Origin of the sequence: Streptomyces sp. NPDC006551 (genome assembly GCF_040611675.1) — a bacterium.
Taxonomy (GTDB): domain Bacteria; phylum Actinomycetota; class Actinomycetes; order Streptomycetales; family Streptomycetaceae; genus Streptomyces.
The window spans coordinates 137,123-159,406 of sequence record NZ_JBEXOT010000002.1; the positions used below are offsets into that span (position 1 = coordinate 137,123).

Annotated in this window: 15 protein-coding genes; 6 read left to right on the forward strand and 9 right to left on the reverse strand. The window is 71.8% G+C overall.

Features of this window, described 5'->3' with window-relative positions:
* Positions 1-76 precede the first annotated feature (76 nt).
* Together ABZY12_RS03265 and ABZY12_RS03270 are read left to right on the forward strand one after the other, a co-directional pair.
* Positions 77-1,300: an acyl-CoA dehydrogenase family protein gene (locus tag ABZY12_RS03265; RefSeq protein ID WP_356886564.1), complete on the forward strand. Its 1,224-nt coding sequence runs from the start codon at positions 77-79 to the stop codon at positions 1,298-1,300.
* A gap of 122 nt (positions 1,301-1,422) precedes the next feature.
* Positions 1,423-4,038, forward strand: coding sequence for a DUF6185 family protein (locus ABZY12_RS03270; RefSeq protein ID WP_356886566.1), 2,616 nt, complete (start codon positions 1,423-1,425; stop codon positions 4,036-4,038).
* A 45-nt stretch (positions 4,039-4,083) separates the two neighbouring features.
* On the opposite strand, the gene ABZY12_RS03275 is transcribed toward ABZY12_RS03270, so the two are convergent.
* The gene (locus tag ABZY12_RS03275; RefSeq protein WP_356886568.1) at positions 4,084-4,569 is read right to left on the reverse strand and encodes a VOC family protein; all 486 of its coding nucleotides are present in this window, start codon (positions 4,567-4,569) and stop codon (positions 4,084-4,086) included.
* A 136-nt stretch (positions 4,570-4,705) separates the two neighbouring features.
* On the opposite strand from ABZY12_RS03275, the gene ABZY12_RS03280 reads away from it, so the two are divergent.
* Positions 4,706-6,070 carry a cytochrome P450 gene (locus ABZY12_RS03280; protein ID WP_356886570.1) on the forward strand — a complete coding sequence of 455 codons (1,365 nt, stop codon included), beginning with the start codon at positions 4,706-4,708 and terminating at the stop codon, positions 6,068-6,070.
* A gap of 121 nt (positions 6,071-6,191) precedes the next feature.
* On the opposite strand, the gene ABZY12_RS03285 is transcribed toward ABZY12_RS03280, so the two are convergent.
* Both ABZY12_RS03285 and ABZY12_RS03290 read right to left on the reverse strand, forming a co-directional pair.
* On the reverse strand, positions 6,192-6,968 hold the full coding sequence (locus ABZY12_RS03285) for a putative protein N(5)-glutamine methyltransferase (protein WP_356886572.1): 777 nt from the start codon (positions 6,966-6,968) through the stop codon (positions 6,192-6,194).
* Entirely contained in the window at positions 6,961-7,443 is a 483-nt protein-coding gene (locus tag ABZY12_RS03290; protein WP_356886574.1) for a glutathione peroxidase, read from the reverse strand. Before ABZY12_RS03290 ends, ABZY12_RS03285 begins: the two co-directional genes overlap by 8 nt.
* A gap of 49 nt (positions 7,444-7,492) precedes the next feature.
* On the opposite strand from ABZY12_RS03290, the gene ABZY12_RS03295 reads away from it, so the two are divergent.
* Entirely contained in the window at positions 7,493-7,705 is a 213-nt protein-coding gene (locus tag ABZY12_RS03295) for a DUF6011 domain-containing protein (protein ID WP_356886576.1), read from the forward strand.
* Positions 7,706-7,714: 9 nt separating this feature from the next.
* On the opposite strand, the gene ABZY12_RS03300 is transcribed toward ABZY12_RS03295, so the two are convergent.
* Together ABZY12_RS03300 and ABZY12_RS03305 are read right to left on the reverse strand one after the other, a co-directional pair.
* Positions 7,715-8,578, reverse strand: a complete 864-nt coding sequence (locus tag ABZY12_RS03300) for an acyl-CoA thioesterase II (protein ID WP_356886578.1) — start codon at positions 8,576-8,578, stop codon at positions 7,715-7,717.
* 21 nt (positions 8,579-8,599) lie between these two features.
* Positions 8,600-11,113 (reverse strand): DUF3516 domain-containing protein, encoded by a 2,514-nt coding sequence (locus ABZY12_RS03305; RefSeq protein WP_356886580.1) that lies wholly within the window; start codon positions 11,111-11,113, stop codon positions 8,600-8,602.
* A 131-nt stretch (positions 11,114-11,244) separates the two neighbouring features.
* On the opposite strand from ABZY12_RS03305, the gene ABZY12_RS03310 reads away from it, so the two are divergent.
* Complete coding sequence (locus ABZY12_RS03310; protein ID WP_356886582.1) at positions 11,245-12,036, forward strand: metal-dependent hydrolase; 792 nt, start codon at positions 11,245-11,247, stop codon at positions 12,034-12,036.
* Positions 12,037-12,185: 149 nt separating this feature from the next.
* On the opposite strand, the gene ABZY12_RS03315 is transcribed toward ABZY12_RS03310, so the two are convergent.
* Both ABZY12_RS03315 and ABZY12_RS03320 read right to left on the reverse strand, forming a co-directional pair.
* A complete protein-coding gene (locus tag ABZY12_RS03315) occupies positions 12,186-13,967 on the reverse strand; it encodes an ABC transporter ATP-binding protein (protein ID WP_356886584.1) in 1,782 nt (593 codons plus the stop codon).
* Positions 13,964-15,823: an ABC transporter ATP-binding protein gene (locus tag ABZY12_RS03320; protein WP_356886586.1), complete on the reverse strand. Its 1,860-nt coding sequence runs from the start codon at positions 15,821-15,823 to the stop codon at positions 13,964-13,966. The genes ABZY12_RS03315 and ABZY12_RS03320 overlap by 4 nt, the downstream gene beginning before the upstream one ends.
* A 178-nt stretch (positions 15,824-16,001) precedes the next feature.
* On the opposite strand from ABZY12_RS03320, the gene ABZY12_RS03325 reads away from it, so the two are divergent.
* Positions 16,002-17,615, forward strand: a complete 1,614-nt coding sequence (locus tag ABZY12_RS03325; RefSeq protein ID WP_356886588.1) for a peptide-N4-asparagine amidase — start codon at positions 16,002-16,004, stop codon at positions 17,613-17,615.
* Positions 17,616-17,698: 83 nt separating this feature from the next.
* On the opposite strand, the gene ABZY12_RS03330 is transcribed toward ABZY12_RS03325, so the two are convergent.
* A complete protein-coding gene (locus ABZY12_RS03330; RefSeq protein WP_356886590.1) occupies positions 17,699-19,132 on the reverse strand; it encodes a Gfo/Idh/MocA family oxidoreductase in 1,434 nt (477 codons plus the stop codon).
* Between the two features lie 205 nt (positions 19,133-19,337).
* Complete coding sequence (locus ABZY12_RS03335) at positions 19,338-22,262, reverse strand: FAD-binding and (Fe-S)-binding domain-containing protein (protein WP_356886592.1); 2,925 nt, start codon at positions 22,260-22,262, stop codon at positions 19,338-19,340.
* Between the last annotated feature and the right edge of the window lie 22 nt (positions 22,263-22,284).

The following is a 22,284-nucleotide window of genomic DNA, read 5'->3' on the forward strand; positions in this document are numbered from 1 at the left end:
CCGCCGCAGGTTGACACGGCCTACTTGCGAGTAACAGACTATTGTTACCGCAGGTAACGCAATGCTGGGAGGGAACATGGCCGAGTTCACGCTCGAACTCAACGACGACCAGAAGCAGGTCCGTGACTGGCTGCACGGATTCGCCGAGGGCGTCATGCGCCCCGCGGCCGCCGAATGGGACGAGCGTGAGGAGACTCCCTGGCCGATCATCCAGGAAGCCGCCAAGATCGGCATCTATTCTCTCGACTTCTACGCCCAGCAGTTCTTCGACCCGACCGGTCTCGGCATCCCGATGGCGATGGAGGAGCTCTTCTGGGGCGACGCGGGCATCGCCCTGTCGATCGTCGGCACCGGCCTCGCCGCCGTCGGCGTCCTCGCCAACGGCACCGAGGAGCAGATCGGCACCTGGATTCCGCAGATGTACGGCGACGCCGACGACGTCAAGGTCGCCGCCTTCTGCTCCTCCGAGCCCGACGCCGGCTCCGACGTCGCCTCGATGCGCACCCGGGCCGTGTACGACGAGGCCAAGGACGAGTGGGTCCTCGACGGCACCAAGACCTGGGCGACCAACGGTGGCATCGCCAACGTCCACGTCGTGGTCGCCGCCGTCGACCCCGAGCTCGGCTCCAAGGGCCACGCCTCCTTCATCGTGCCGCCGAACACCCCCGGCCTCTCCCAGGGGCAGAAGTTCCAGAAGCACGGCATCCGCGCCTCGCACACCGCCGAGGTCGTCCTGGAGAACGTCCGCGTCCCCGGGCACTGCCTGCTCGGCGGCAAGGAGAAGCTCGACGAGCGCCTCGCCCGCGCCCGCGAGAAGGCGAAGAGCGGCGATCGTGTGAAGAACGCGGCCATGGCCACCTTCGAGGCCTCCCGCCCCGCCGTCGGTGCCATGGCGGTCGGCACCGCCCGCGCCGCCTACGAGGTCGCCCTCGACTACGCCAGGACCCGCGAGCAGTTCGGCCGCCCGATCATCGACAATCAGGGCGTCGCCTTCCAACTCGCCGACATGCGCACCCAGATCGACGCCGCCCGGCTGCTCGTCTGGCGCGCCTCCTGGATGGCGACCACCGGCAAGCCGTTCACCTCGGCCGAGGGGTCGATGTCCAAGCTGTACGCGAGCGAGGTCGCCAAGAAGGTGACCGCCCAGGCCATCCAGATCCTCGGCGGCAACGGCTACACCCGCGAGTACCCGGTGGAGCGCATGCACCGCGACGCCGCGATCTACACCATCTTCGAGGGCACCAGCGAGATCCAGCGTCTGGTGATCGCCCGGACCCTCTCGGGCATGCCGATCCGCTGAGCCCGAACGGGCGGCCCGGGTACCCCGGTTCCCCCGGTGGGCGGTGGCCGCCAACGGATCGGCATGCGTCATGATGGGCCCCGACGGAGTCGAGTCGGGGGGCGCATCTGTTGAGAAGCCGTGTGCCGGCACTGGTCGTGATGATCCTGCTGTCGGCCTTGGGAGTTCTGGCGGCACCGACACCCGCTCGCGCGGCGGCGGGGCCCGAGCCCGCCGCCTGCCGGTCCGCCGGCCTCGCCGAGGCGAAGGTCGCCGCATCGGCCCGGCTCGAGCACGACGACCGTACGCACACCAAGATCACCACCGAGCTGAGCGTCGACGTCCCCGGTGACTGGCCGCTGGCGCAGGATCTGCTGCTCGGCGAGACGAGCGGGCGGTACATCACGGCCATGTCCTGTCTCACCATGAACGAGGCGGGCCAGCAGCGCCGTTGGCGGTCCTGGCGTACCGGCAGCCCGACCGTGGTCTCGAAGGACGGCCGGGTGAAGGTCGTCGACAGGGTGCACTCCTGGGTCAACCGGTACCGGGAGTACATCGATGTCGGCCCCTGGCGGGTCAGGGCCGGAGCGGAGCGGTGGACCGTGACCCTCCGGCCGCCGCCCGCGCTGGCGGGCGCCCGGTGGGAGAAGGTCACCGTGGACCCCGGCGCGCCCGGCGCGGAGACGGCCACGCCTCGCCCGACGACGGGAGAGGGTGTCTCGGCGCTGGTGTGGCGGCCCGAGGCACCGAAGAAGCCGCAGCCGGCGAAGGGGCGGAATGCGCCCGAGGAGAAGCCCGCGCAGAAGGCCGCGGCGGGCACGGCGCCGTCCGTGACGGTCTCGCTCAGGCCCCCGTGGCAGCGGTCATGGGCCGCTCAGAACGACCGTCTGGTCGCCGTGGGCCTCGACCGCCTCGGCCGCCTGCTCTGGACGGGCGCCGTCTCCGCCCTGCTGCTGGTGGCCGCCCGGCGATATCGCCACCGCGGCGGCGTTCCCACCGCCCAGCAGCACCGCACGCTCGGCAACCTCGTCGCATGGGCTCCGGCGGTCGTCCTGCTCGACGTGTTCATCTTCGCGGACGACCTCGTCGTCCGCTATGCGGAGCGGACGGGCGACGGGTACTGGGGTGACGAGCGGATCCTGCTCGGGCACTGTCTCGCCCTGGCGGCCGCCTCCGTACTGCTCGGCTTCGCCAAGCCGTCGGGACGGCTCTGGGCAGCGGCCGCCGTACTGGCTCTGCCGCCGCTCGTGGTGATGATGTGGCCGGCGGAGTTCGGCCTGTTCCGCCCCGAGGCCGACCCCATGGCTCTCGCCACTCTCGCGATCGTCTCCTGCTGCATGCTGGCTCTGCTGCTGCTCGGTTGCGCGGCGGCGGCCTGGCGGCTCGCCGTCGACGGGGGACTGCTGCCGGAGAGCCGACGCCATCCGGGGAGCCAACGGGTCATGAGGCTCCGCTGGGCCGGCCCGGCGGTCGGCGCGGCAGTGGCGGCCATCGGCGTGTCCTTCGCGGTCGCGGAGGAGCGGAGCTGGCGACGTGTCTCCTGGCTGAGCGACCGCACGGAGAACGCCTACGGCCTCGGCCACCGGAACGACTGGTACTGGGAACTGACGTGGTCCGTCAACCACGCCCCGGAGTGGATCCTCGACTACAGCTGGCTGCTCACCTGTGTCGCCGCGCTCGCCGTTCTGCGCACCTGGCGTGCGCCCTCCTCCCTGTCCCCCTTCGAGGACGCGGCGGACCGGCTGCTGTTCCTGAACTTCTACGCGTTCGGGGTCGCCTTGATCGTCGGCTACTACGTCAGCAGCTCGCTGCTCACCGTCCTCTCCATCCCTCTCTCCATGCTGGCCCTGTTCGGCGTGGCGTCCATGGCCGCCCCCCGTGCGGTCCTGGCCCAGCCCTTCGAGAGATCCGCGCAGCCCCTGGCCGCGGTGAGGGGGCCCGCGACCCGCAGAGCGCTGCTGCGCAAGTCCCGCGCGTACCGCGAGACCCACGCCGAGCTGCGACGCCTCGACCAAGGCCTCTTCGGCGACGTTCCCCCCAAACGCAAGAATCTGGAACGGGAGTTGAGCGACCTTCACGACTGGCCCACCGGTGTGGGCGGATCCTCGGCCGGCCCCGATCGGCTCCCGGCGAAGGTGTCGGTCGTGGACGCCACCCTGGCGCTGGGCCCGCGTGACGACTGGTGGGCCAACGGCACCCGTGGCGCCCGCTTCGCCGTGGTGTGCGGCCTGCCCGCGGCCGTCCTCGCCACGTGGGCGTGGGGGGTGCGCGGAGAGGCGTGGCAGGACACGCTCTCGTACCTCTACGGCCTTCCCGACCTGCTGCTCAACTTCCTCACCTGGACGGCGACGTGGGCCGCGGCGGGTTTCGTCCTCGGTGCGCTGTGGCGCATGCTTCCGGGACGCAGGGGTGCCGCCAAGGCCCTTCCGGTGGCGGTGGCCTTCGCCCTGCCCCTCGGTCTCGACTTCGTGGGCATCCGGTTCGCCCGGGAGGGTTCCGCCAACCTGCCGCTCTACATGTCGCTGATGCTGTTCGTCCTCACCGTCACCGGCATCGCCCTCGACCTCGACACCTTCCAGGGCGAGCGGCGCTACTGGCAGAGCCGGCTCGGCCTGCTCCTGTCCGTGTACCAGATGCGCTACTACTCCCTCCAGTTGGCCTACCTCATCGCGCAGATCGTCGCCATGATCACGGTCTGGGAGTTCCTCACGGAACCGGACGCGTCCCCGACCAAGGAACTGACCGGCGTGGGCCGCTGACACCCGGCGGCCCCCGGTCCGGCCTCCGTGGGGGAGGCCGGGGCGTCACGCCACGCAGAACTCATTGCCCTCCGGGTCCTGGAGCACCACCGCGTAGTGGTCCATCCCGTGCGGCTCGTCCATCGTGTGCAGCACCGTGGCCCCGAGCGCGGTCAGCCGCGCCACCTCGCGGTCCACCCGCTCGCGCCGCACGGCAGACGGTACGGTCCGCCCGCCGCCGACCTTCAGGTCCAGATGCACCCGGTTCTTGACCGTTTTCGGCTCCGGGACGTGCTGGAACCAGACGCGAGGTCCGATTCCCCTGGGGTCCACGATCGATTCGGGCAGATCCCCTGCCCCCTCCGTCAGTTCCTCCTCGGGCACCCCGGTCGCCGCCCAGTACTCCCGCCAGGTCGCATGACCGTCCGGCGGCGGCTGCGGCACATAACGCAGAGCCTCCGCCCAGAACGGCACCAGTTTCTGCGGCTCGGCGCAGTCGATGGTGAGTTGCAGGGTCATCTCGACCGGTTCCACCGGCTCCATCGGTTCCATGGCCCGAGCGTCCCAGGCGCCACTGACAATCGAGCCGACGGCCCGGATCCGGCCGGGTGCTCGCCCGCGTCTTCCGGCGGGCCGGATCGGGCGGAAGAATGGCGGGACCGGCGATCACCCAGGGGGCGACGTACGCATGGCGACCACCACCGAGGTACCCGGGCCCGGGGGGCTTCCCCTGCTCGGCTCGATGTTCGACCTCAAGAACGACTCGCTCGGCACCTTCCTGCGCGCCCAGCGCGAACACGGCGACGTCGTCCGCATCACGGCGGGCCCGCCCGGCGTGCGCGCCACCGTCTACGGCGTCTTCTCCGCCGAGGGCGTCCAGCAGGTCCTGGCCACCGATTCCGCCAACTTCCGCAAGGACAACGCCTTCTACCAAGAGGTCCGCGAGTCCTTCGGCAACGGACTGCTGACCAGTCAGGACGAGGACTATCTCCGTCAGCGGCGCCTCGTTCAGCCGTTGTTCACCCGCCGCCGCGTCGACAGCTACGCCGAGGCCGTCGCCGCCGAGGTCACGGCCGTCGTCGGCGGATGGGCGACCGCGCCGGACGCCACCGTCGACGTCCTCGACGAGATGACCCGGCTCGCCCTGCGGGCCGTCTCCAGGATCCTCTTCGGCACGGACGTCGACGCGGCCGTCGAGATCGTGGAGCGGGCCTTCCCGGTGATGAACGACTACGTCTTCCGCCGTGGCTTCTCGCCTCTCAACATCCCCCGCGACTGGCCCACTCCGGGCAACCGTCGTGCCGCCGCCGCCCACGAGGAGCTGTACGCGGTCTGCGACCGGATCATCGCCGAGCGCCGGGCGGCCGGTACGGCCGAGGGCGGGCAGGACCTGTTGACCCTGCTCTCGGAGGCCGAGAGCGCCGAGGACGGCAGCTTCGACGCCTCCGAACTGCGCGAGCAGGTTCTCGTCTTCCTGCTCGCCGGACACGAGACGACCGCCACCTCCCTCGGATTCGCGCTGCACCTCCTGGCCCTCCACCCCGAGGAGCAGAAGCGGGCCCATGAGGAGATCGACCGCGTCCTGTCCGGCCGTACCCCCGGAGCGGCCGACCTCGACGTCCTGCCCTACCTCACTCAGGTGCTCAAGGAGGCCATGCGGCTCTTCCCGGCCGCGCCCGCCGTCGGCCGCCGCGCCGTCGCGGCCACCGAGATCGGGGGCCACACCGTCCCGGCGGGCGCCGACGTGATCGTCTCCTCCTGGGTCACCCACCGGCACCCGGCGTACTGGGAGGACCCGGACCGCTTCGACCCCGAGCGCTTCACGCCCGAGGCCGAGGCGACCCGCCCCCGCTACGCCTGGTTCCCCTTCGGCGGCGGCCCGCGCGCCTGCATCGGCCAGCACTTCTCGATGCTGGAGTCGGTCATCGCCCTCGCGATGATCCTCCAGGAGTACGCCCTCGAGGCGGTCGACACCGAGGTGCCGGTCACCTCCGCGATCACCCTCCGGGCGACCGGCCCGGCCCGCGTCCGGCTGCGCGCGCGCACCGCCTAGAGGGCGGCTGGTCAGGGCCGGACATTCCCTGGGAGAGGGCGGGTCGGGTCCGGACGGGCGCCAGGAGACGGCGGGCAGAACCGAACACCCCTAGGGACGGCGGGCCGGGTCCGGACGCTCCCTAGGGGACGGCGGGCCGGGTCGCGATCAGCACGGTCGCGTACCACTCCTCCGAGGTGACCACCCGCGGCGTCAGGCCGTGCCCGGAGACCGCCTCGACGGCCCGGGCGGTCTGGCGCTCGCTCGTCTCGACGAGCAGATGCCCGCCCGGCGCCAGCCAGTCGGCGGCCTCGGCCGCCACCCGGCGCAGGACGTCGAGACCGTCCGCGCCGCCGTCGAGGGCCACCAGCGGCTCGTGCTCGCGCGCCTCGGCCGGCAGCAGCCCGACCTCCTCGGTCGGTACGTACGGCACATTGGCGACCAGTACCTCGACGCGGCCCCGCAGTCCGCCCGGCAAGGCGGCGAACAGGTCGCCCTCGTGGACATGACCGCCGCGCGGTTCGATGTTGCGCCGCGCGCAGCGCACGGCCGCCGGCTCGATGTCGGAGGCGTACACCTCGGCACCCTCCACGGCCGAGAGCAGCACGGCCCCGGCCGCGCCGGATCCGCAGCACAGGTCGACGCACACGGCGCCCGGCCGGGCCAGGGCCACCGCCCGGCCGACGAGGAACTCCGTACGCCGCCGGGGGACGAACACCCCCGGGTCGACGGCTATCCGCAGACCGGAGAACTCGGCCCAGCCCACCACGTGCTCCAGCGGCAGGCCCGCCGCACGCCGGGCCACCATCGAGTCCAGCTCGTCGGGGCCGGCCGCGGCGGCGAGCAACAGGTCCGCCTCCTCCTCGGCGAACACACAGCCCGCCGCGCGCAGTCGGGCGACGACGCTCGCGTCAGGCAAGCTGCGCCTCGATCGCCGAGAGGACCTCAGGGGCGTCCGGCTCGGTGCGCGGGCGGAACCGGGTCACCCGGCCGTCGCGGCCGATCAGGAACTTCTCGAAGTTCCACTGCACGTCCCCGGACTCGCCTTCGGCGTCCGCGACCTTCGTCAGCTCCACGTACAGCGGGTGCCGGCCCTCGCCGTTCACGTCCGTCTTCTCCAGGAGCGGGAACGTCACGCCGTACGTCGCCGAGCAGAAGGTCTGGATCTCGTCCGCGCTGCCCGGCTCCTGGCCCGCGAACTGGTTGCACGGCACGCCGAGCACGGTGAAGCCACGCTCCCCGTACTCCTTCTGCAGCCGCTCGAGGCCGGCGTACTGCGGCGTCAGACCGCACTTGGAGGCCACGTTGACGACCAGGACGGCCTGGTCGCGGTAGTCGGCCAGCGAAATCGGGTCACCGCTCAGGGTGCGCAGGGGAATGTCGTACAGACTCATCGAGAGCTCCTCGTGGGAACGTGGGCCGGACATGGGGTTTGATCTCAACATGCGTGACGAACCGCTGGCAATCGAGATCGATCCCGCACCGCGGGACGGACCGCGGCGCGTGAGGTGCCGGCTGTGCGGCCGCCCGCTGACCGGCGCGGAGTCCCGCCGCACCGGCCTCGGCCCGTCCTGCGACGCCAAGCTCCACCCACCGGGCCCGGACATCCGGACCCGCCGCCACGAGGTCGCCCAGGACCCGCTCCCGGGAACCTAGCTCCCAGGCTCAGAGCTTGCGGAACAGACCCTCCTGCACCACGGAGACCAGCAACCGCCCCTCGCGGTCGTAGATCCGGCCGCGCGCCAGGCCGCGGCCGCCGGTCGCGATCGGGGACTCCTGGTCGTACAGGAACCACTCGTCCGCACGGAACGGCCGGTGGAACCACATCGCGTGGTCCAGCGACGCCATGTCGAAGCCGCGCGGCCCCCACAGCGGCTCCACGGGGATACGGACCGCGTCCAGGAGCGTCATGTCCGAGGCGTACGTCAGCGCGCAGGTGTGCACCAGCGGGTCGTCGCCCAGCGGGCCCACCGCGCGCATCCACACCGCGCTGCGCGGGTCCGCGTCCCTGACCTCGTCCTTCGTCCAGCGCAGCCGGTCCACGTACCGGATGTCGAACGGCTGGCGCCGCGCCATCCGCTCCAGCGCCTCCGGCAGCGTCCCCAGGTGATCGCGGATCTCGTCCGCGAGCTTCGGCAGGGTCTCCGGGTCCGTCATGTGCCGCGGCGGCAGCTGGTGCTCGAAGCCGGCCTCCTCCGGCAGGTGGAAGGAGGCCGTCAGGTTGAAGATCGTGCGGCCCTGCTGGATCGCCGTGACCCGGCGCGTGGTGAACGAACGCCCGTCCCGCACCCGCTCGACCTGGTACACGATCGGGACGCCCGGGCGCCCCGGCCGCAGGAAGTAGGAGTGCAGCGAGTGCACCGGCCGGTCGCCCTCGGTCGTGCGGCCCGCGGCCACCAGGGCCTGGCCGGCGACCTGGCCGCCGAAGACCCGTTGCAGCGACTCCTGCGGGCTCTGGCCGCGGAAGATGTCGACTTCGATCCGCTCCAGATCGAGCAGGTCGACGAGACTCTCGGCGGGACTTGTCACGACTGCGCTCCTTAACCCTGGCTACAGCTGTCCGACGGACGTCACGCGGACGACCGCGCGGCCCTCCTCGTCGGAGGCCGCGAGATCCACCTCCGCGCTGATGCCCCAGTCATGGTCGCCGTTGGGATCGGCGAACGTCTGCCGGACGCGCCACAGACCGTGCGCCGCGTCCTCCTCGATGGCGAGCAGCTTCGGACCGCGCGCGTCGGGGCCCGTACCGAGATCGTCGTACTCGTCCCAGTACGCGTCCATCGCCTCGCCCCACGCGTCCGCGTCCCAGCCGGACTCCGCGTCCAGCTCGCCCAGCGCGTCGACATTGTCGAGAGCCGCCAGCTCGACCCGGCGGAACATCGCGTTCCGTACGAGGACCCGGAAGGCGCGGGTGTTCGCCGTGACCGGCTTGACCTGGTCGGCCTTCTCCTGAGCCTCCTCTGCGGTCTCCACCTCGGGGTTGGCGAGCTGCTCCCACTCGTCGAGCAGCGAGGAGTCCACCTGGCGCACCATCTCGCCCAGCCACTCGATCAGGTCGGTCAGATCCTCGGTCTTCAGGTCGTCCGGGATGGTGTGGTCCAGCGCCTTGTACGCGCTCGCGAGGTAGCGCAGCACGATGCCCTCGGTCCGCGCCAGCTCGTACCAGGACGTGAACTCCGTGAAGGACAGCGCCCGTTCGTACATGTCACGGATGACGGACTTCGGCGAGACCGGATGATCGCCCACCCACGGGTGCGATTTCCGGTAGACGTTGTACGCGTGCCAGAGCAGCTCCTCCAGCGGCTTCGGGTACGAGATGTCCTGGAGCCGCTCCATGCGCTCCTCGTACTCGACGCCGTCCGCCTTCATCTGCCCGACCGCCTCGCCGCGCGCCTTGTTCTGCATGGCGGCCAGGATCTGGCGAGGGTCGTCCAGGGTCGACTCGACGACCGAGACCATGTCCAGGGCGTAGGACGGGGACTCCGGGTCGAGCAGGTCGAACGCGGCGAGCGCGAACGTGGACAGCGGCTGGTTGAGCGCGAAGTCCTGCTGGAGGTCGACGGTGAGCCGGATCGTGCGCCCCTCGGCGTCCGGCTTGTCGAGCTGCTCCACCACACCGCCGTCGAGCAGCGAACGGTAGATCGCGATGGCCCGCCGGATGTGCCGCAGCTGCGCCTTGCGCGGCTCGTGGTTGTCCTCCAGAAGCTTGCGCATCGCATCGAACGCGTTCCCCGGGCGCGCGATCACCGACAGCAGCATGATGTTGGTGACCTTGAAGCGGGAGGTCAGCGGCTCCGGCTCGGCGGCGATCAGCTTCTCGAAGGTGGTGTCGCTCCAGGCGACGAACCCCTCCGGGGCCTTCTTGCGCACCACCTTGCGGCGCTTCTTCGGGTCGTCGCCCGCCTTGGCCAGCGCCTTCTCGTTCTCGATGACGTGCTCGGGCGCCTGCGCGACCACCAGACCGGCCGTGTCGAAGCCCGCCCGTCCGGCCCGCCCCGCGATCTGGTGGAACTCCCGCGCGCGCAGCGTCCGCACACGGTTGCCGTCGTACTTCGTCAGCGCCGTGAACAGCACCGTACGGATGGGCACGTTGACGCCCACGCCGAGCGTGTCCGTACCGCAGATCACCTTCAGCAGGCCCGCCTGGGCCAGCTTCTCGACGAGACGGCGGTACTTGGGCAGCATGCCGGCGTGGTGGACGCCGATGCCGTGGCGCACGTACCGCGAGAGGTTCTGGCCGAACTTGGTGGTGAAGCGGAAGTTGCCGATCAGTTCGGCGATCTTGTCCTTCTCCTCGCGCGAGCACATGTTGATGCTCATCAGCGACTGCGCGCGCTCGACCGCCTGCGCCTGCGTGAAGTGCACGATGTAGACCGGAGCCTGCTTGGTCTCCAGGAGCTCGGTCAGGGTGTCCGTGATGGGCGTGAGCCGGTACTCGTACGAGAGGGGCACCGGCCGGGTCGCCGAGCGGACCACCGAGGTGGGGCGGCCCGTGCGCCGGGTCAGATCCTTCTCGAACATCGAGACGTCACCGAGCGTGGCCGACATGAGCACGAACTGTGCCTGGGGGAGTTCCAGGATCGGGATCTGCCAGGCCCAGCCGCGGTCCGGCTCCGCGTAGAAGTGGAACTCGTCCATCACGACCTGGCCGATGTCGGCGTACTTGCCGTCCCGCAGCGCGATGGAGGCCAGCACCTCGGCGGTGCAGCAGATCACGGGCGCGTCCGCGTTCACGGAGGCGTCGCCGGTCAGCATGCCGACGTTCTCGGTGCCGAAGAGCTTGCACAGGTCGAAGAACTTCTCCGACACCAGGGCCTTGATCGGCGCCGTGTAGAACGTCACCTTGTCCTGAGCCAGCGCCGTGAAGTGCGCACCCGCCGCGACCAGCGACTTTCCCGAGCCGGTGGGGGTGGACAAGATCACGTTGGCCCCGGAGACCACCTCGATCAGCGCCTCCTCCTGGGCCGGGTAGAGCGTGATGCCCCGGTCCTCCGCCCATGAGGAGAAAGCCTCGAAGAGGGCGTCGGGGTCGGCGTTCGGCGGCAGCTGATCGATAAGGGTCACGCCCCCATCTTGCCTGGGATCCGCCCGGATGAGGGAACCGGCCACCGTACACAAGATCACGGACGATACGCTGGCTCGTCGACCGGTCGTCAACTGAGCGCCGGCGCGGGAGGAACGGGGCGGGAACGAGCATGATGGGACCGGCGCACTCGCTGTCCGGAGCGGCGGCCTGGCTGGGCGTCGGAGCCGCGGCGGCCGCCGCGGGCCATCCGATGCCATGGCCGGTTCTCGTCGTCGGAGCGCTCCTCTGCGCGGGCGCGGCCCTCGCCCCGGACCTCGACCACAAGTCCGCGACCATCTCGCGCGCCTTCGGCCCGGTCTCCCGGGGCCTGTGCGAGATCGTCGACAAGCTCTCGTACGCCGTCTACAAGGCGACCCGCTCCTCCGCCGACCCCCGCAGGTCCGGTGGGCACCGCACGCTCACCCACACCTGGCTCTGGGCGGTCCTCATCGGTGCGGGAGCGTCCGTCGCGGCGATCACCGGCGGCCGCTGGGCCGTCCTCGCGATCCTCTTCGTCCACCTCGTCCTGGCCGTCGAGGGCCTGCTCTGGCGGGCCGCGCGGATGTCCAGCGACGTCCTGGTCTGGCTGCTCGGCGCCACCAGCGCCTGGATCCTGGCGGGCGTCCTGGACCAGCCGGGCAACGGCTCGGACTGGCTGTTCACCGGCCCCGGCCAGGAGTACCTGTGGCTGGGCCTGCCGATCGTCCTCGGCGCGCTCGTCCACGACATCGGCGACGCCCTGACGGTCTCCGGCTGCCCGATCCTGTGGCCGATCCCGGTGGGCCGCAAGCGGTGGTACCCGGTGGGGCCGCCGAAGCCGATGCGCTTCCGCGCGGGCAGCTGGGTCGAGCTGAAGGTCCTCATGCCGGCGTTCATGCTCCTCGGGGGAGTCGGCGGAGCGGCGGCGCTGGGGTTCATCTAGGGCCCCGGCGATCCGGGCCCGCGCCTCGCAGCAGACGCACCGGCCATAGGTGCCCGACCCGTGCCCGTGCGCGGGGAGGACGCCCCGGCCCCGGTGGGGCGGGGCGTCTCCGCACGGGCGACCCGCCCCGCGCCGACAAGGGTCGTTCGTCAGCCGTGCCAGGACCTCCAGAGCGCCGCGTACGCTCCGTCGGCCGCCACCAGTTCGTCGTGGTTTCCGAGTTCGCTGACGCGGCCCTCCTCCACGACCGCGATCACGTCCGCGTCGTGGGCGGTGTGCAGGCGGTGGGCGATCGCCACGACCGTGCGGCCGTCCAGGACCCGGGCGAGCGAGCGCTCCAGGTGGCGGGCGGCGCGCGGGTCCAGGAGCGAGGTCGCCTCGTCGAGGACCAGCGTGTGCGGGTCGGCGAGCACCAGCCGCGCCAGGGCGATCTGCTGGGCCTGCGCCGGGGTGAGTGCCACCCCGCCCGAGCCCACCTCCGTGTCGAGGCCCTCCTCGAGCCCCCGTGCCCAGCCGTCCGCGTCGACCGCGCCGAGCGCCGCCCACAGCTCGGCGTCCGCCGCGCCCGTCCTGGCCAGCAGCAGGTTGTCCCGCAGCGAGCCGACGAAGACGTGGTGCTCCTGATTGACCAGGGCCACGTGCTCGCGGACCCGTTCGGCCGGCATCCTGGCCAGCTCGGCGGCGCCGAGGGTGACCGTGCCCGTGCGCGGGCCGTAGATGCCCGCGAGCAGCCGCCCGAGCGTCGACTTGCCCGCGCCGGACGGGCCGACGAGCGCCAGCCGGGTGCCCGGAGGGACGTCCATCGACACCTGGTGCAGGACGTCGACGCCCTCGCGGTAGCCGAAGCGCACCTCGTCCGCCCTGACCGTACGCCCCTCCGGCCGTACGTCCTCGTCGCCCGCGTCCGGTTCGATGTCCCGGACGCCGACGAGCCGCGCCAGCGACACCTGGGCCACCTGCAGCTCGTCGTACCAGCGCAGCACGATCCCGATCGGGTCCACCAGCATCTGGGCGAGGAGCGCGCCCGTCGTCAGCTGTCCGACGTTGATCCAGCCCCGCAGCACGAACACGCCGCCGAGCAGCAGCACGGCGGCCAGCACCGTCGTGTGCGTGAGGTTGATGACCGGGAAGAGGACCGAGCGCAGGAAGAGGGTGTACCGCTCCCACGCCGTCCACTCGGCGATCCGCCGGTCGGACAGGGCGATCCGGCGGGCGCCGAGGCGGTGCGCCTCGACCGTGCGGCCCGCGTCGACGGTCTCGGCGAGCGCCCCGGCGACCGCGGCGTAACCGGCGGCCTCCGAGCGATAGGCCGACGGCGCCCGCTTGAAGTACCAGCGGCAGCCCACGATCAGCAGCGGAGCGGCGATCAGGATCGCGACCGCCAACGGCGGCGCGGTCACGGTGAGTCCGCCGATCAGCAGTCCCGCCCAGACCACCCCGATGGCGAGCTGCGGCACCGCCTCGCGCATCGCGTTGGCCAGCCGGTCGATGTCGGTGGTGATACGGGAGAGCAGGTCGCCCGTCCCGGCCCGCTCCAGGACGCCCGGCGGCAGTCCCACCGAGCGCACGAGGAAGTCCTCGCGCAGATCGGCGAGCATCTCCTCGCCGAGCATCGCGCCCCGCAGCCGCACCAGCCGTACGAAGAGCGTCTGGACGACGAGGGCGACCGCGAACAGGGCGACGGTGTGCTCCAGCCGCAGATCGCGCGCTCCATCGGCGAGCCGCTCGACGAGCGAGCCGAGGAGGTAGGGACCGGCCATCGAGGCGATCACGGCGACCGCGTTGACGCCGACGAGCAGGGCGAACGCCCCGCGGTGGCGGTTCAGCAGCTCGCGTACGTACGCGCGTACGGTCGCGGCCGTGCCGACGGGCAGCGTCGTCGCCGTCCGCGGGGCCGCCGGGTCGTACGCCGGTGGCGCCAGGCCGATCATGCCGACTCTCCTTCCAGCTCTTCGATCTCTTCCATGTCGTCGAGCTCCTCGCCGACTTCGCGTCCTTCGGGCTCCTCACGCTTCACGCCGGGTTCGGCGCCGGACGCGAGTTCGGCCTCGGTCTCGCGGGTGACGACCGCCCGGTAGCGCGGCTCGTCGCGCAGCAGCTCCCGGTGCGTCCCCACCGCCACCACCTCGTCCTCGTGGATCAGGACGACCCGGTCCGCGAGGTCGAGCAGGAGTGGCGACGACGCCAGGACCACGGTCGTGGCGCCTTCGCGCAGGCGCTTGACGCCCGCCGCGACCCGGGCCTCGGTGTGCGAGTCGACGGCCGAGGTCGGCTCGTCGAGGACCAGCACCTCCGGGTCGGTGACCAGGGAGCGGGCCAGGGCCAGGCGCTGGCGCTGGCCGCCGGAGAGCGACCGGCCGCGCTCGGTGATCCGGGTCCTCATCGGGTCGCCGTCGGTGTCCACGGACGCCTGCGCGAGGGCGTCGAGCACGTCCCCGCACTGCGCGGCGGCCAGGGCGTCCTCCGCCCGGACCGCGCCCGAGGAGGGAACGTCGAGCAGCTCGTGGAGGGTGCCGGAGAGCAGCACCGGATCCTTGTCCTGGACGAGGACGGCGGTCCTGGCGGCGTCGAGAGTGAGCTCGTCGAGCGGTACACCGCCCAGGAGGACGGAGGTGTGGCCCTCGCCCGGCTCGGTGGGATGGCCGCCCAGGCGGTCCGCGAGCCGTCCGGCCGCGTCCGGATCGCCGCAGACGACCGCGGTGAATCGGCCCGCGGGGGCGAGCAGCCCGGTGGCCGGGTCGTACAGATCACCGGAAGCCTCCGTCCCACCGCGCGCCTCCGACGTCGTCGACGTGCGCGTCAGCGACAGCACCCGGGCGGCCCGTTTCGCGGACGGCCGGGAGAAGGAGAACGCCATCGCGATCTCCTCGAAGTTCCGCAGCGGATGGTGGGTCAGCGCCACCGCGCCGTAGACGGTGACCAGTTCACCGACGGTGATCCGGCCGTCCAGGGCGAGCCGCGCCCCGTACGCCACCACGACGATGAGCAGGACGCCCGGCAGCAGCACCTGGATCGCCGCGATCAGCGCCCACATACGGGCGCTGCGTACGGCGGCGCGGCGCACCTCCTGGGAGGCGGCGCGGTAGCGGCCGAGGAAGAGCTCCTCGCCCCCGATGCCGCGCAGCACGCGCAGCCCCGCCACGGTGTCGGAGGCCAGTTCGGTGGCCTTGCCCGCCTTCTCGCGCTGGACGTCCGCCCGGCGCGTGGCGCGTGGCAGCAGTGGCAGCACGGCCAGGGCGAGGACCGGCACACCGACCGCGACGAGGACCCCCAGCGCGGGCTGGTACACCACCAGGGCCACGCAGACGACCACCAGGGTGGTGGCCGCGGCGGTGAACCGCGACAGCGCCTCGACGAACCAGCCGATCTTCTCGACGTCGCCGGTGGAGACGGCCACGACCTCGCCCGCGGCGACCCGCCGGGTCAGTACGGAGCCGAGTTCGGCGGTCTTGCGGGAGAGCAACTGCTGCACCCGGGCGGCGGCGGTGATCCAGTTGGTGACGGCGGTGCGGTGGACCATCATGTCGCCGACGGCGATGCCCGCGCCGAGCAGGGCGAGCAGGCCGCCCGCGAGCGCGAGGCGGCCGCCGTCGCGGTCGACGACCGCCTGCACGGCGAGGCCGACGGCCAGCGGCAGCGCGGCGATGGAGAGCTGGAGCAGCAGTCCCCACAGCAGGGTCCTGACCTGTCCGCCGAGTTGGTTGCGGCCGAGCCAGAGGAGGAACCGGGTGCCCGAGCGGACATCGGGGACCCCTGGATCGGCGTAGGGTAGTTCGCGAATCTGCATGTCGTCCCAGGGTCTTCCGATGGGTCGTCGGCTTGTGGCCGGTCGGTTCAAACCGTGCAAGGTTCGCGCTCGGGGACGGCGAACGGCAATTGATTTATTCGCAATCAGGCACAGATCGCGCCAAGATCCGACAGCGCCCTCTGGACGCCCCGCGCCACCCGCGTTTCACTCGCGACCCATGAGACATCAGAGGATCATGGGCATGATCAGCGGCCTGGTGCTGGCCGCCGGTGCCCTGCTCACCGCGTACCCCGCGGCCGCGTACCCCGCGGCCGTTCCGGCCGACACGCCCCCGGCCGAGTTCAGCAGCGACTGGCACGACCCGGTGACCGCGACGCCGCCGGTCGCCAAGCCGGCCACGCCCTCCTGCGAGGTCACTCTCGCCGCCGCCCGGTTCCGCGACTTCACGCCGTACAAAGGGAGTTACGCGCCTCCTGAGGAGTGCGGCACACGCTGGAGCAAGGTCGTGCTCCGCCTCGACGGGGAGGTGAAGGGCCGTCAGTACGACCGGCTCGGCCACGTCGCCGTCGGCGGCGTGGAGATCTTCCGCACCTCGACTCCCCAGCCCTCGCCCGACGGCATCCGCTGGTCGGTCGAGAAGGACGTCACCCGCTACCGCGACACCCTCAGCCGTCCACAGCCCGTCGAGATGCTCATCGGCAATGTCGTGAACGAGACGTACACCGGTGTTCTCGACGTCCGCGTCACGCTCACCTTCTACACGGCGCGGGGGCCGGTGAAGCCCGCGGCGGACACCCCCGACCGGGTGATCCCGCTGCACTCCACCAGCCTGACCACCCCCCGGAACACCGAACGGATCCTCGCCGAGGTGTACGCCACCGGCTCCGGCGGCGGCTGCGAGGAGTACTGGTACCTCACCGTCCCCGACACCGCCCCGTACTCCTGCAAGGCGACCGACGGCCCCTACCGTGAGGTGCGGGTCTCCGTCGACGGCAGGCTCGCGGGCATCGCCGCCCCGTTCCCCACGGTATGGACCGGCGGCTGGTCCAATCCCTTCCTCTGGTACGTCACTCCCGGCCCGCGCGCCTTCGACGTCCAGCCGATCGTCTACGACCTGACCCCCTTCGCCGGCCTCCTCAACGACGGCCGCGCGCACCGGATCGAGGTGTCGGTGCTCGGCGTCCCGGCCGGGCAGACCGGCTGGAGCACGCCGACCAACGTGCTGCTCTGGCAGGACGAGGGCAGCGCGGTGGTCACCGGCTCGGTCGACCGTCACGAGGAGAGCGCCCCGCGCAACTCCTCCGCGTACACGCCCGGTTCGGAGCACCGTCTGGAGACCGACGGCGGACACCGGCTCACCGTCGCTGGTCATCTCGACACCTCGCACGGCCGTGTCGACACCACGGTCACCCGGACCGTCGCGCACACCTCCGTCCACCGCTGGGGCGAGAACGAGAACCCCGACGCGCTCACGGCGCGGTGGACCGACGACGAGACCGTGACCGCCGGACGCACCACCACCCGCACCCACCGCACGTACACCATGGACGGCGAGACCACGATCGGCGCCGGCGACCGGCTGCGGACCGTGCTCGCGCTCGGTGACCGGGCCGACACCGTCGTCCTGCGCGGCGGCAAGCGGGTGTTCTTCTCGCGCCTCGACGACAGCTACGCGGGCGACGCGACCTACACCACGGGCGTGCCCCGCGATCAGCGGCACGCGGTCGGCACGACGACCGAGCGGTACCGGCTGTACGGCTCCGACGGCTGCTACGACCGGACCCTGAGGACGGTCCAGGGCACGCTCACGGAGGACCGTCACCGCTGCTGAGGGCGCCGCTCCACCAGTACGACCGCGCCGTCCCCGGCGCGCGGGGCCCGGCGGGTGTGAGCCGGGCCCCGCGTCGCCGGGCGCTACGCCGGCTTGGCCGAGTCCACGCCGGACCTGGCCTTGCGCCACTCGCCCCGGGTGAAGTCCGGGATCGCCTGAGGCGCGCCCTTGGCCTTGATCGAGGCGTCACTGAGCGGCACCGGAGCGGTCCAGGTGGCCGCGTCGTACACGTCGAAGTCCGGAACGAGCCCCAGCCGCATGCACTGCATCAGCCGGAAGATCATGATGTAGTCCATGCCGCCGTGCCCGCCGGGCGGGTTGGCGTGCTCCTTCCAGAGCCAGTGGTCGAAATCGCCGGCGTACGCCGAGAAGTCGCCCCACTGATGACCCTTGTGGTCGGGCTCCAGATAGATCCGCGCCGGATAGTCCTCGAAGACACCGCGCGTACCGCCGAGACTGTTGATACGGCTGTACGGGTGCGGGGTCGAGACGTCGTGCTCCAGGCGGATCACCCGGCCCTTCGCCGTCTGGACCAGGCTGATCGTCCGGTCGCTCCCGACGTACGTCTCCTTCCAGCTCGGGTCGCCCGGCGGCATCTTCTCGGCACGGTACTGGGCGAGACCGAGCGCCGGCGTCCCGAAGCTGCTGATGCTGACCACCCGGTCGCCCCGGTTGACGTCCATGTAGTTGGCGACAGGCCCGAAACCGTGGTTGGGATAGAGATCACCGCGAAGCCGGGTGTGCCACAACCGGCGCCAGGGGCCTTCGTAGTACGTCGGCGAGAACATCAGCTCCCGCAGATCGTGGTTGTACGCGCCCGCACCGTGCAGCAGATCACCGAACTTCCCCGCGTGGGCCATCCGCAGGACCCGCATCTCGTTGCGGCCGTAGCAGCAGTTCTCCAACTGCATGCAGTGGCGGCGGGTCTGCTCGGAGAGGTCGACCAGTTGCCACAGCTCGTCGAGCCGCATCGCGACCGGACATTCGACGCCGACGTGCTTGCCGTTCAGCATCGCCGCCCGCGCCATCGCGAAGTGGAGGTGCCAGGGAGTGGCCACGTAGACGAAGTCCAGGTCGGAGCGTTCGCAGAGCTGCTCGTAGTCGTCCTCGCCGTGGGTGTACACGGCGGGGGAGGGCTGGCCGGCGGCGACGACCTTCGCCGCGGCCCGCTCCGTCTTGGCCTTCACCGGGTCGCAGAGGGCGACCACCCGCACCCCGGGCAGGGCGAGGAACAGGTCGATCATGCTGCCGCCGCGGTTGCCGAGGCCGATGATGCCGACCCGGACGGTGGAGCGGCCTTCGAAGGGCACGCCGGCCATGGTGGCGCCTCTGCGCGGCGGGGTCCGCGCCGCCTCTTCGGCGTGGCCGGCGGCAGCGGCGTGGCCGGCGGTGGCGTCGGGAGCGGCGTGGGCGGGAGTGCCGCTCAGGGCGCCGAGGCCGAGGCCGGCCCCCGCCGCGCCGGCCGTGGTCCGGAGTACGGAACGGCGGCTCGGGGGCTGTGGTGCGTTGTCGTTCATCGAACCTCCGGTTGCGGTGTGCATGGCTGGTTCATGAATCCCGCACAGGACCCTGGCCGTTGAGGCTCGCGGTGCGCAAGGGCGCGGATTGGACTCTTGCGACGGGTGGTTGGACTCTTCGCCTCCGGTAGACGGCGCACCGGGACGACGAGGGTCCCTCACCCTGTCGGTGAGGGACCCTCGTCGTCGAAAGCGGCTCCGGCCGTCAGGGGCGCGTGGCACGCTCCAGGGCGAGGAGCGCCGACTCGTAACTCCGCCCGGTCGCCCGGTCCATGCCGATCTCGCACATCCGGTTCGCCGACAGGTGCGCGTCGAAGGGGCGGGCCGCCACCTCGGCCGCCTCGCGCGCGGTGGCGGCGGCCGTCAGCTCCGGGTGGAGCATGCCGCGGTCACCCGCGAAGGCGCAGCACCCCACGTCGTCCGGTACGACGACCTCGTCCGCGCACGCCGCGGCGATGGCCGTCAGCCGGTCCTCGTCGCCCAGGTGGAGCATGGAGCATGTCGGATGGACCACCGCCGAACCGAGCCTGCGGCGCACCTCGAGCCGCGGGAGCAGCTCGTCGGCCGCCCACACCAGCGAGTCGACCACGGTCAGCTCCGCGTGCAACTCCCGGTTGTCGTCCGTGAGGTACGGCACCACCTCATGGGCGATGCCGAGCGTGCAGGAGGAGGCGTCGACGATCAGCGGGAGGCGCCCGCCCGCCGTCCATCCCCAGGCCGCCTCCACGATCCTGTTGGCCATCACCGCGTTGCCACGCTCGTACCCCTTGGAGTGCCAGATCGTCGCGCAGCACGTACCGGCCACGTCGTCCGGGATCCACACCGGCTTTCCGGCACGGGCGGAGACCCTCACCACCGCCTCGGGGAGCGAGGGTCCGTGCCGCTCCTCGGGCCCGCCGAAGATGCGGTTCACACAGGCCGGGTAGTAGACGGCGGCGGCCGCCGGACGGTGGGTGCGGGGCAGACGACGGGCCGCCGCGCCGGGGATCTCGGGCAGCCACTCCGGTACGAGATCGGGCCGCACCGCCTTGCGTACGAGCCCGGTCACCGATTCCAGGAGCCGGTCGCCGATCCGGTGGCCGGCGGCGACCGCTAGCCGGGCCGCGACCTCCACGGCCCGGAAGTTCCGGGCGGTGAACGCGGCGATCCGTTCCTCCTGGGCGGAGTGCCGCGCGTGCCGGAACTCCTTCATCAGCGCACCGGTGTCGATCCCGACCGGACAGGCCAGAGCGCAGGTGGAGTCGCCCGCGCAGGTGTCGACGGCGTCGTAGCCGTAAGTGGCGAGGAGACCGGCCTCGACCGGGGAGCCGTCGCTCTGCCGCATCATCTCCCGGCGCAGCACGATGCGTTGGCGGGGTGTGGTGGTCAGGTCCTGGCTGGGGCAGGTCGGTTCGCAGAATCCGCACTCGATGCAGGGGTCGGCGATCGCCTCGACCTTCGGGATGGTCTTCAGGTTGCGCAGATGCGCCTGCGGGTCCCGGTCGAGGACGATCCGGGGGGCCAGGACCCCGTCCGGGTCGATGAGCTCCTTGGTCCGCCACATCAGCTCGGTCGCCTTCGGCCCCCACTCCAGCTCCAGGAACGGCGCGATGTTGCGGCCGGTGGCGTGCTCGGCCTTCAGCGAGCCGTCGAACCGCTCCACGGTCAGCTTGCAGAACGCGTCCATGAACGACGCGTACCGCTCCACGTCGGCGGGGTCGGCGGCGTCGAAGGCGAGGAGGAAGTGCAGGTTCCCGTGGGCGGCGTGACCCGCGACGGCCGCGTCGAAGCCGTGCCGTGTCTGCAGGTCGAGCAGTTCGGCGCAGGCCTCCGCGAGCCGGCCGGGCGGCACCGCGAAGTCTTCGGTGATCAGCGTCGTGCCGGGTGGACGCGATCCGCCCACGGCGGTCACGAACGCCTTCCGCGCCTTCCAGAGGCGGGCGATCGTCTTCGCGTCGCGGGTGAAGGCGTTGTCGACGGAGGCGACGGGGGAGACGAGTTCGAGCCCCTCCAGGACCCGGCCCATCTCCTCCTCGTACGCCTCCAGCGCGGCCGCGTCCGCAGCCCGGCACTCCACCAGGAGCGCCGCGGACTCCTTGGGCAGCTCCGCCCAGTCGGCCGGCACCCCGGGGACGCCGGCCGAGGCGCGCAGGGTGTTGCCGTCCATCAGCTCGACCGCGATCGCGCCGGCCTCGGTGAAGCGGGGCACGGCGCCGGCCGCGGCCGGCAGCGAGGGGAAGAGGAGCAGCGCGGTGGAGACCGCGCGGTCCAGGGGCAGGGTGTCGAAGACGACCTCGGAGATGAAGCCGAAGGTGCCCTCCGAGCCGACCATCAGACCGCGCAGGATCTCCACGGGTGTGTCGCCGTCGAGAAAGGCGTCCAGGCGGTAGCCGTTGGTGTTCTTGAGGGCGTACTTGGCGCGGATGCGGGCCGTGAGCTCGGTGTCGGCCTCGATCTCGGCCTTGAGCGCGCGCAGGCCCTCGCACAGGCGTGGTTCGGCGCGGGCGAGCGCGTCGTCGGCCGCCGGGTCGGCGGTGTCGACGACCGTGCCGCTCGGCAGGACGAAGGTGAGCGAGGAGACGGTCCGGTACGAGTTCCGGGTCGTCCCGGCCGTCATGCCCGAGGCGTTGTTGGCGACGACTCCGCCGATGGTGCAGGCGACGGCGCTCGCCGGGTCGGGGCCGAGCACCCTGCCGTACCGGGCGAGGGCGGCATTGGCCCGTGCCACGGTGGTGCCGGGCAGGATCCGGGCACGGGCGCCCCCGTCCAGGACCTCGACACCCACCCAGTGCCTGCGCACGTCGACCAGGATGTCCTCGCCCTGCGCCTGGCCGTTCAGGCTGGTCCCGGCCGCCCGGAAGACCACCTCGCGGCCCTTGCCGTGGGCGTACGACAGGATCGCGGAGACGTCGTCGACGGCCTCGGGGACCACGACGACCTGAGGGACGAACCGGTAGGGGCTGGCGTCGGAGGCGTACCGCACCAGGTCGGAGATGGTGGAGAGCACCTTCTCGGGGCCGACGAGCGCGGCGAGCTCCTCCCGCAGGTGCCGGGGGGTGCCCCGGGCCTGGAGATCGGGGACCCGGTCGGGGGCCGGCTTCCGCTTCGTACCGGGTCGGAGGGCCTGCGGCTTCGGCTCCAGCAGTGGCATGGCTCGGCTCCCCTTCGGCGGG

Coding starts and splice junctions, on each gene's coding strand:
- ABZY12_RS03295 (WP_356886576.1), top strand. CDS start 7,493: ATGCGTGACGAACCGCTGGCAATCGAGATCGATCCCGCACCGCGGGAC.
- ABZY12_RS03310 (WP_356886582.1), top strand. CDS start 11,245: ATGATGGGACCGGCGCACTCGCTGTCCGGAGCGGCGGCCTGGCTGGGC.
- ABZY12_RS03330 (WP_356886590.1), bottom strand. CDS start 19,132: ATGAACGACAACGCACCACAGCCCCCGAGCCGCCGTTCCGTACTCCGG.
- ABZY12_RS03275 (WP_356886568.1), bottom strand. CDS start 4,569: ATGGAACCGATGGAGCCGGTGGAACCGGTCGAGATGACCCTGCAACTC.
- ABZY12_RS03290 (WP_356886574.1), bottom strand. CDS start 7,443: ATGAGTCTGTACGACATTCCCCTGCGCACCCTGAGCGGTGACCCGATT.
- ABZY12_RS03325 (WP_356886588.1), top strand. CDS start 16,002: ATGAGACATCAGAGGATCATGGGCATGATCAGCGGCCTGGTGCTGGCC.
- ABZY12_RS03265 (WP_356886564.1), top strand. CDS start 77: ATGGCCGAGTTCACGCTCGAACTCAACGACGACCAGAAGCAGGTCCGT.
- ABZY12_RS03335 (WP_356886592.1), bottom strand. CDS start 22,262: ATGCCACTGCTGGAGCCGAAGCCGCAGGCCCTCCGACCCGGTACGAAG.
- ABZY12_RS03320 (WP_356886586.1), bottom strand. CDS start 15,823: ATGCAGATTCGCGAACTACCCTACGCCGATCCAGGGGTCCCCGATGTC.
- ABZY12_RS03280 (WP_356886570.1), top strand. CDS start 4,706: ATGGCGACCACCACCGAGGTACCCGGGCCCGGGGGGCTTCCCCTGCTC.
- ABZY12_RS03315 (WP_356886584.1), bottom strand. CDS start 13,967: ATGATCGGCCTGGCGCCACCGGCGTACGACCCGGCGGCCCCGCGGACG.